Below are 9372 nucleotides of genomic sequence, written 5' to 3'. Positions count from 1 at the left end.
GTAGAAAAGCCTCAGCGAAGCCCTAGCCTGCGGGCCAAACGGCTCAGGTTTGCGCGGTCCAGACCGAGTTCCCGGGCCGCTGCTGCCCAGTTGTCCTGATGCCGCTGCAGGCAGGCTTCGATCACCTGTCGCTGGTAAATATCGACGGCTTCACGCAAGCCGCCTTCAGGCGGGGTGACCACTTGCAGCGGTGCAGCGGGGGAGGGCAGCGTGCCTGGCGTGGTTGCCGACACACGCAGGTCCAGGTCGATGGCTTCGAGAGTGAGGATACGTGGCCGATCAGGGTGCTGGCCCAGCGCCTTGAGTGCCGAGCGGCCGATCAGGTGTTCCAGTTCGCGCACATTGCCTGGCCAGTCGTAGGCGATCAACGCGGCTTGGGCCTCATGGCTCAGGCGCAGGCTGTTCAGGCCAAGCCGTGAACGGTTCTGTTCGAGGAAGTAGCCCGCCAATAGCAGCACGTCTCGCCCACGTTCGCGCAAAGGTGGCACATGCAGCGGGTAAACGCTGAGGCGGTGATAGAAGTCGGCGCGAAAGTTGCCCGTACGCACCTCGGCAGCGAGGTCGCGGTTGGTAGCGGCGATCAGGCGCACGTCCACCCGGTGCTCGCGGTCCGAACCCAGGCGCTGCAGCTGGCCGCTTTGCAGCACGCGTAGCAGTTTCGCCTGCACCGTCAGCGGCAGTTCGCCCACTTCGTCGAGGAACAGCGTGCCGCCGTTGGCCAGTTCGAACTTGCCGCGGCGCTCGCCATGCGCGCCGGTGAAGGCGCCGCGCACATGGCCGAACAGTTCGCTTTCCACCAAGGTGTCGGGCAGGGCGGCGCAGTTGAGGCTGACCAGCGGCTTGTCGGCGCGGTTACTGGCCTGGTGCAGGGCCTGGGCCACCAGCTCCTTGCCAACCCCGGTTTCGCCGGTGATCAGCACGGTCAGGTCGCTGCTGCCGACCAGACGAATTTCCTCCACCAGGCGTTTGTGCGCGGGGCTCTGGCCAATCAGCTCTCTATCCTGGCCGCTGGCCTGGCGGTAGAGCTCGGCGCGATGGTGTTCGTCTTCGGCGCGCAGGGCCAGGTGCTCGATACGCTCGGCCACGGTAACGGTGGCGGCAGCCAGGCTGGCAAAGGCCTGCAGGGCATCCAGCTCCAGGCTCTGGAACTGCCCGGGGGTGAGGGCGTCGAGGGTGACCAGGCCCCATGGGCGCTCATCGACCATCAACGGGCAGCCCATGCAGTCGTGCACTTCAAGGTCGGCATCGGGGGCATTGACCAAACCATCGTAGGGGTCGGGCAGTTCGGAATCGCTGGCGAAACGGGTGGGTTCCGGGCGGCTGAGCAGTATCTGGAAACGCGGGTGCTCGCTGACCCGAAAGCGCCGGCCGAGGGTGTCGGGGCTAAGGCCATCCACTGCCAGCGGCACCAGCCATTCCCCGTCCAGCCGCAGCAGTGCTGCAGCATCGCACGGCAGCAGGCCACGCATGGCTTGCAACAGGCGGCGGTAGCGTTCCTGGTCGGGCAAATCGCGGGACAGGTCGCTGACCAGAGGCAGGAGGGTGGTGAGCAGTGGCTGTGTAGTCATATGGACTCCTATGGGTCGATATGACTATACGCAGGGGTGGGTCGTTTTGACATGACCTGCATCAAACCCCTGATTTTGCTGGCGATAAAAGTTGGCACGATTGCTGTAATGGCAGGGGCAGTCATTTGAAGCCACAGGCTCAGGAGTTGTTGCAATGCTCAATGCCGAACAACGTGCAATCATCAAGGCCACTGTACCTCTGCTGGAAAGCGGCGGCGAAGCGCTGACCACCCACTTCTACAAGATGATGCTCAGCGAATACCCCGAGGTACGGCCGCTGTTCAACCAGGCCCACCAGGCCAGTGGCGATCAGCCGCGTGCGCTGGCTAACGGCGTGTTGATGTATGCCCGCCATATCGACCAGCTGGAGCAACTGGGCGGCCTGGTCGGGCAGATCATCAACAAGCATGTTGCCCTGCAGATTCTGCCGGAGCACTACCCGATTGTCGGAAGCTGCCTGCTGCGCGCCATTGAGGAAGTGCTGGGCAAGGACATTGCCACCCCTGCGGTGATCGACGCGTGGGGCGCGGCCTATGGCCAGCTGGCCGACATTCTGATTGGCGCTGAAGAAAACCTCTATAAAGAGAAGGAAGAGGCCGAGGGTGGCTGGCGCGGTACCCGTGAATTCCGCCTGGTACGCCGCGAGCAGGAAAGCAGCGAGATCGTTTCGTTCTACTTCGCCCCGGTGGATGGCATGCCGGTGCTCAAGGCAGAACCTGGCCAGTACATCGGTCTGAAACTTGACATTGACGGTGCCGAGCAGCGCCGCAACTATTCTCTGTCGGCGCTGTGCGACGGCAAGGAATACCGCATTAGCGTCAAGCGCGAGGCGGGCGGCAAGGTCTCCAACTACCTGCACGATGAGCTGGTGGTGGGCGATACCCTGAAACTGTTCCCGCCTGCGGGTGACTTCACCCTGGCAGCCAGCGACAAGCCGCTGGTGCTGATCAGCGGAGGGGTGGGCATTACCCCGACCCTGGCGATGCTGCAGGCAGCACTGCAAACCCGGCGCGAGGTGCATTTCATCCACTGTGCGCGTAATGGCGCGGTGCATGCCTTCCGGGACTGGATCGATGGCCTGGCGGCGCGCCATCCACAGCTCAAGCGCTTCTACTGCTATGCCGAGCCGGAAGGTGGCGCTGCGGCCGACGCCGTGGGTTTGCTCAGTGAAGACCTGCTTGCCGAGTGGCTGCCGCAGGAGCGTGACGTGGACGCCTACTTCCTCGGGCCGAAAGGCTTCATGGCGGCGGTCAAACGCCAGCTGAAGGGCCTGGGTGTGCCGGAGCAGCAGAGCCGCTACGAGTTCTTCGGGCCGGCGGCAGCGCTGGAGTGATATAGCGCCTGTGCCGGCCTCTTCGCGGGCACGCCCGCTCCCACAGGTATTGCACCGGTCTTGAATGTGGTGCCGTCTCTGTAGGAGCGGGTTTACCCGCGAAGGGGCCGGTACAGGCTTATAAAGTGCTCGTCCCCCAGCTGCAGCACACCTTTCTGCCTATATATAAAGGAAAGATGAAACCGGGCGCTGCGCTTTCATCCTTAATCATCCTTTAATCACGGTATCCTTCACTCCCGGGTGTCGAGGGGCTTGCCCCTGCGCGGCACCTGGGCAGCCGTTTTTTTGCCGCCCGGCGTTGAACCGACGTCGTTGCGGCCGGTCTCAGCCACACTGGATAGCCCTGCGCAGTGCTTCCGCGACGCTCCCTCGGCATGCTCACAGGCCATGCCCAGCGTGTAGACTTGCGCCCAGGCAGGCGGACCACGCTGCCACTATCCATCGAAGGAACCGGCAATGAACGAACAAACATCGCGCCTGAATCGGGAACGGCGCTTTCTGGTGCTGTTGGGGCTGATCTGCCTTTCACTGATCGGCGGCGCCCTCTACATGCAGGTGGTGCTAGGCGAGGCACCCTGCCCGTTGTGCATCCTGCAGCGTTATGCGTTGCTGTTCATTGCCGTGTTTGCCTTCATCGCTGCGGCGATGCCTGGGCGCCGCAGCCTGACCTTCTTCGAGGCATTGGTGGTGCTCAGTGCAATTGGCGGAATCGTTGCGGCTGGCAACCATGTGTATATACTCGCCAACCCCATGGTCAGTTGCGGTATCGATACCCTGCAGCCGATCGTGGATGACCTGCCACTGGCAAAGCTGTGGCCACTGGCGTTTCAGGTCGACGGCTTCTGCAGCACGCCGTATCCGCCGATCCTCGGCCTGTCGCTGGCGCAATGGGCACTTGTGGCGTTCGTGCTGACCGCTATCCTCGTCCCGCTCGGTATCTACCGCAATCGACGCCAGGCTTAGACAAAAGTCCCGAATTGCATGGGGTCTTTTGCACCGCATGAGAAGAGGGAAAAGTTGCGCACCGCTTGATCCAGATCAACCCACAGGCCTTGCAGAATGCGGCTTTGAGGCCTAGCAAGCGGGGTGCGACAAACTGTCGCGAAGTTGAATTATTGAGCAGCATTGTTACGGATTCTGTAAAAGACTGTTGCTCAATAAGTCATAGTCAAGGGTTGGCGACCTATCTACAATCGCCCCCAATTTCCGTTCGGCACTGCTTGCGAGTCGCAGGATTGAAGGAAGCCCCAGCGCTCCTTTTTGCTGACTTCGTCAAGTTTCGCCCAACGGCGATACCGGGCGGACACCCCTCCGCGTTTTCCCGCACCAAATGGACTTGGTCTGAAGTACAGGCCTGTTGCCTACGAAACCATAAGCACCGCTAACCCGCTTGAAGCCAAGGTCCTGCAGTCGGACCCCAGGCAGGAGCGAGTACGGGCGCGAAATGCCTCACTTGGCAGGACGAAGTGTTGGCTACCAAAACACAAATTGCATTGAAGCAAGCTGATCTAGAGGTCGTGAGATGAGTAAAAAGCGTTACCCCAGACTGTTTGGCATATTGCCCTTTTTAGGCATGCTTTTACTCAGTGGGTGCAACTGGACCCTGCTCGACCCGAAGGGCCAGGTCGGCATTGAGCAAAAGAACCTGATCCTGATCGCTACCGGCCTGATGCTGCTGGTGGTAATCCCTGTGATCATCATGACCCTGGCGTTCGCCTGGAAGTACCGTGCTTCCAACAAGGCAGCCACCTACACCCCTGACTGGTCGCACTCGACCAAGATCGAGGCCGCGGTGTGGATCATCCCGATCCTGATCATCATCGCCCTGGGTTACGTCACCTACCACTCCACCCACAAGCTGGACCCTTATCGTCCGCTGGATTCGGACGTTAAGCCGATTCAGATCGACGTGGTCGCGCTGGACTGGAAGTGGCTGTTCATCTACCCGGAGCAGGGCATTGCCACGGTCAACAAGATCGTCTTCCCGGCTAACACTCCGGTCAACTTCCGCGTCACTTCCGACGCCGTGATGAACTCGTTCTTCATCCCGGGCCTGGGCGGCCAGATCTACGCCATGGCCGGCATGACCACCAAGCTGCACCTGATCGCCAACGAAAACGGCGAATTCGACGGTATCAGCGCCAACTACAGCGGTGCTGGCTTCACCGGCATGAAATTCAAGGCTACTGCCACCTCTCAGGAAGACTTCGACAAGTGGGTCGCTGAAGTCAAGCAGTCGCCGAAGAAGCTGGACAAGGCCGAATACGACGCCTTGGCCAAACCAAGCGAAAACAACCCGGTCGCGCTGTATAGCGAGGCTTCGCCTGAGCAGTTCCAGCTGATCGTCGACAAGTACGAAGGCATGAACCGCGGTCGTAGCCACGAAGAAGCAGGCAGCAAAGATCTGGCCACAACCAAGGGTGTGGAATCGAGTATGCAACCAGCTGCCGGTGCAGAGGAGTAAGAGATGTTCGGTAAATTAAGCCTGGAGGCGATACCCTATCACGAGCCGATAGTCATGGTGACGCTTGCCATGATCGCGCTCGGCGGTATCGCTGTCGTCGGTCTTATCACCTATTTCCGCAAGTGGACCTACTTGTGGAGCGAGTGGCTGACTACTGTCGACCACAAAAAGATCGGCGTGATGTACATCATCGTCGCGATGGTCATGCTGCTGCGCGGCTTTGCCGACGCCATCATGATGCGTACCCAGCTGGCTGCCGCAACCGGCGGCTCCGAAGGCTACCTGCCGCCTGAACACTATGACCAGATCTTCACCGCTCACGGTGTGATCATGATCATCTTCATGGCGATGCCGTTCTTCACCGGCCTGATGAACCTGGCGGTTCCTCTGCAGATCGGTGCACGTGACGTTGCCTTCCCGTTCCTGAACTCCCTGAGCTTCTACCTGCTGCTGGCAGGCGTGCTGCTGGTCAACATCTCGCTGGGCGTTGGTGAATTCGCCAAGACCGGCTGGGTTGCCTATCCGCCGCTCGCGGGCATTCAGTACAGCCCTGGGGTGGGTGTCGACTACTACATCTGGGCGCTACAGCTATCCGGATTGGGTACGACGCTTACCGGCGTGAACTTCCTCGTCACCGTGATGAAGATGCGCGCACCTGGCATGAAACTGATGGACATGCCGATCTTCACCTGGACCTGCACCTGGGCCAACGTACTGATCGTCGCTTCGTTCCCGATCCTGACTGCTGCACTCGCTCTGCTGACTGTTGACCGTTATCTGGACTTCCACATCTTCACCAACGAGCTTGGTGGGAACCCGATGATGTACGTCAACCTGTTCTGGGCGTGGGGTCACCCTGAGGTTTACATCCTGATCCTGCCGGCCTTCGGCGTGTTCTCGGAAGTCACTTCGACGTTCTCTGGCAAACGCCTGTTCGGCCACCACTCGATGATTTACGCATCGGGCGCGATCGCCATCCTCGGCTTTGCTGTATGGCTGCACCACTTCTTCACCATGGGTGCCGGCGCCAGCGTCAACACCTTCTTCGGCCTGGCGACGATGCTGATCTCCATTCCGACCGGTGTGAAGCTGTTCAACTGGCTGTTCACCATGTACCAAGGCCGTGTGCGCTTCACCGCACCGATGCTCTGGACCCTGGGCTTCATGGTCACCTTCTCCATCGGTGGCATGACCGGCGTACTGCTGGCCGTTCCGGGTGCTGACTTCGTCCTGCACAACAGCCTGTTCGTAATTGCGCACTTCCACAACGTGATCATCGGTGGCGCGGTATTCGGCTACATCGCCGGTTTCGCCTTCTGGTTCCCGAAAGCCTTCGGCTTCACCCTGAACGAGAAGTGGGGCAAAGCTGCCTTCTGGTTCTGGCTGTCGGGCTTCTACGTTGCGTTCATGCCGCTGTACGCCCTGGGCTTCATGGGCATGACCCGTCGTCTGAACCACTCCGACAACCCACTGTGGGAACCCTACCTGTACGTAGCCGTTGTCGGCGCCGTGCTGATCCTGTTCGGTATCGCTTGCCAGCTGATCCAGATCTTCGTTTCGGTCCGCGACCGCAACCAGAACCTGGACGTGACCGGCGACCCATGGGGCGGCCGTACCCTGGAATGGTCGACTTCTTCGCCACCTCCGTTCTACAACTTCGCTCACATGCCTGAGAAAGTTGGCCTGGACTGCTGGCACGAAGCCAAGGAAGCAGGCGTTGCGTACAAGGCCCCGGCCAAGTACGAAGCCATCCACATGCCGAGCAACACTGCTACCGGTCTGTTCATGGGCCTGTTCCTGACCGTCTTCGGCTTCGCCTTCATCTGGCACATCTGGTGGCTGGTGGGCGCGAGCCTGGTTGCAACCATCGCTGTCTTCGTTCGCCACGCTGCACGTGACGACCAGGGCTACATGGTTCCGGCCGAAGAAGTGGCGCGCATCGAAGGCGAGCGTATGAAAGCGCTGGCCAAAGCAGGTGCTCTGCCTGCCGGCGCACGTGTCGAATCGTTTGAGCGGGTGTAATCAATGTCCAGTCAAGTAATGCACGGCGGCGCTGCTCATGGTCACGACCATGGGCATGACGACCACCACCACGACTCGGGCCAGATGACCGTACTGGGTTTCTGGCTGTACCTGATGACCGACTGCATCCTGTTTGCGTCGCTCTTCGCCACCTACGCGGTGCTGTCCGGCAGTTTTGCCGGCGGCCCGTCGGGTCATGACATCTTCCAGCTCGATTTCGTAGCTGTTGAAACGCTGTTCCTGCTGCTGTCCTCGATCACCTTCGGCTTCGCCATGCTGAAGATGTTCGATGGCAAGAAAGCAGGTGTACTGGGCTGGTTGGCTGTGACCTTCCTGTTCGGTGCAGGCTTCATCGCGATGGAGATCTATGAGTTCCATCACCTGATCAGCGAGGGCTTCGGCCCGCAGCGCAGTGGCTTCCTGTCGGGCTTCTTCGCCCTGGTAGGTACCCACGGTCTGCACGTGACTGCTGGTCTGATCTGGATGGCAATCATGATGTACCAGATCAACAAGCACGGCATCACGCCGACCGCCAAGACCCGCATGAGCTGCCTGAGCCTGTTCTGGCACTTCCTGGACGTGGTCTGGATCTGCGTATTCACCGTCGTTTACCTGCTGGGGGTTCTGTAATGGCTAACGCACACGACACTCATCACGAAGGTAATCACGGCAGCGTCAAGTCGTACATGATCGGTTTTGTACTGTCGATCATCCTGACTGCGATCCCGTTCGGCCTGGCCATGACTGCCAGCCTGCCGAAGAACCTGACCGTTCTGATCATTGTTGCCATGGCCGTGATCCAGGTAGTTGTTCACCTGGTTTACTTCCTGCACATGGACCGCTCGAAAGAGCAACGCAACAACGTTTCGACGTTCCTGTTCACCACCCTGGTGATCGCTCTGCTTGTCGGCCTGTCGCTGTGGATCATGTTCAGCATCCACTTCGAAATGTTGGCCAAGTGAGGTAAGACTGCATGTCCGTTAAGCACTTTATCCAAATCACCAAACCGGGGATCATTTTCGGTAACGTGCTTTCCGTGGCAGGCGGTTTCTTCCTTGCCTCGAAGGGCCATGTGGATTTCGCCCTGTTCCTGGCGGTGGTGATCGGTACTTCGCTGGTGGTTGCGTCCGGATGCGTGTTCAACAACTGCATCGACCGTGACATCGACCACAAGATGGAGCGCACCAAGAACCGCGTCATGGTCCAGGGCGGCATGTCGCTGCCCCTCGCGCTGATCTACGCCACCCTGCTCGGGGTGGCGGGTTTCAGCCTGCTGTATGTCCAGGCCAACCCGCTGTCTGCGTTCTGCGCACTGATTGGCTTTGTCGTCTATGTCGGTTTCTACAGCCTGTGGCTGAAGCGTAAATCGGTGCACGGCACCTTGGTCGGCAGCCTGTCCGGTGCCATGCCTCCGGTGATCGGCTACTGCGCCGTGAGCAACAGCTTCGACCTGGCTGCGGTAACCCTGCTGGTGATGTTCAGCCTTTGGCAAATGCCGCACAGCTTTGCCATCGCGATCTTCCGCTTCAAGGATTACAGCGCTGCCAACATTCCGGTCCTGCCGGTGGCACGTGGCATCCTCGCGGCGAAGAAGCAGATTGTGCTGTACGTGCTGGCCTTTGTGCTCGCCACCTTGATGCTCACCCTCGGCGGTTACGCCGGCCTCGGCTACCTGGCCGTGGCAGCTGCCATGGGCCTGTACTGGTTGTACATGGCCTGGGGTGGTTACAAGGCCGAGGACGACAGCAAGTGGGCCCGCAAGGTGTTCGGCTTCTCCATCCTTACCGTCACTGCCCTGAGCGTGATGATGGGGGTGGACAGCCAGACCGCTGCGGATGTGCTGATGACCTACGCACGCTGAAACTGCTGCCTGTTTCACGAAAACCCCGGCCACTGTGCCGGGGTTTTTTTTGGGTATTTTTCCTGTGCCGGCCTCTTCGCGGGTAAACCCGCTCCTACAAGGTTCCTGTAGGAGCGGGTTTACC

Annotated in this window: 8 protein-coding genes; 7 read left to right on the top strand and 1 reads right to left on the bottom strand. The window is 60.1% G+C overall.

The genetic code is table 11. The features are described from left to right. Window positions 1–11: 11 nt before the first annotated feature. Entirely contained in the window at window positions 12–1568 is a 1557-nt protein-coding gene (gene norR / locus AC3WLP_RS20335; RefSeq protein ID WP_003248614.1) for a nitric oxide reductase transcriptional regulator NorR, read from the bottom strand. 154 nt (window positions 1569–1722) lie between these two features. Here norR and hmpA point away from each other — a divergent pair, with 154 nt between their 5' ends. The 7 genes from hmpA to cyoE all read left to right on the top strand — a co-directional run bounded on the left by hmpA (window position 1723) and on the right by cyoE (window position 9248). After that, window positions 1723–2901: an NO-inducible flavohemoprotein gene (gene hmpA / locus AC3WLP_RS20330; RefSeq protein ID WP_012051223.1), complete on the top strand. Its 1179-nt coding sequence runs from the start codon at window positions 1723–1725 to the stop codon at window positions 2899–2901. A gap of 456 nt (window positions 2902–3357) precedes the next feature. Next, window positions 3358–3864: a disulfide bond formation protein B gene (locus AC3WLP_RS20325; protein WP_012051224.1), complete on the top strand. Its 507-nt coding sequence runs from the start codon at window positions 3358–3360 to the stop codon at window positions 3862–3864. 559 nt (window positions 3865–4423) lie between these two features. Next, the gene (cyoA, locus tag AC3WLP_RS20320; protein ID WP_003248605.1) at window positions 4424–5365 is read left to right on the top strand and encodes a ubiquinol oxidase subunit II; all 942 of its coding nucleotides are present in this window, start codon (window positions 4424–4426) and stop codon (window positions 5363–5365) included. Between the two features lie 3 nt (window positions 5366–5368). After that, window positions 5369–7387 carry a cytochrome o ubiquinol oxidase subunit I gene (cyoB, locus tag AC3WLP_RS20315; protein WP_003248603.1) on the top strand — a complete coding sequence of 673 codons (2019 nt, stop codon included), beginning with the start codon at window positions 5369–5371 and terminating at the stop codon, window positions 7385–7387. Window positions 7388–7390: 3 nt separating this feature from the next. Next, window positions 7391–8017, top strand: coding sequence for a cytochrome o ubiquinol oxidase subunit III (gene cyoC / locus AC3WLP_RS20310; RefSeq protein WP_012051225.1), 627 nt, complete (start codon window positions 7391–7393; stop codon window positions 8015–8017). Then, window positions 8017–8349: a cytochrome o ubiquinol oxidase subunit IV gene (gene cyoD / locus AC3WLP_RS20305; protein ID WP_003248599.1), complete on the top strand. Its 333-nt coding sequence runs from the start codon at window positions 8017–8019 to the stop codon at window positions 8347–8349. The genes cyoC and cyoD overlap by 1 nt, the downstream gene beginning before the upstream one ends. Window positions 8350–8360: 11 nt before the next feature. Further along, a complete protein-coding gene (gene cyoE, locus AC3WLP_RS20300; RefSeq protein ID WP_003248596.1) occupies window positions 8361–9248 on the top strand; it encodes a heme o synthase in 888 nt (295 codons plus the stop codon). The last annotated feature ends 124 nt before the right edge of the window (window positions 9249–9372 follow it).

The sequence above is a fragment of the Pseudomonas sp. FW305-E2 genome, from assembly GCF_058782925.1.
Note: the sequence above shows the minus strand (reverse complement) of the source record. Positions and strands in the feature narration are given on the sequence as shown.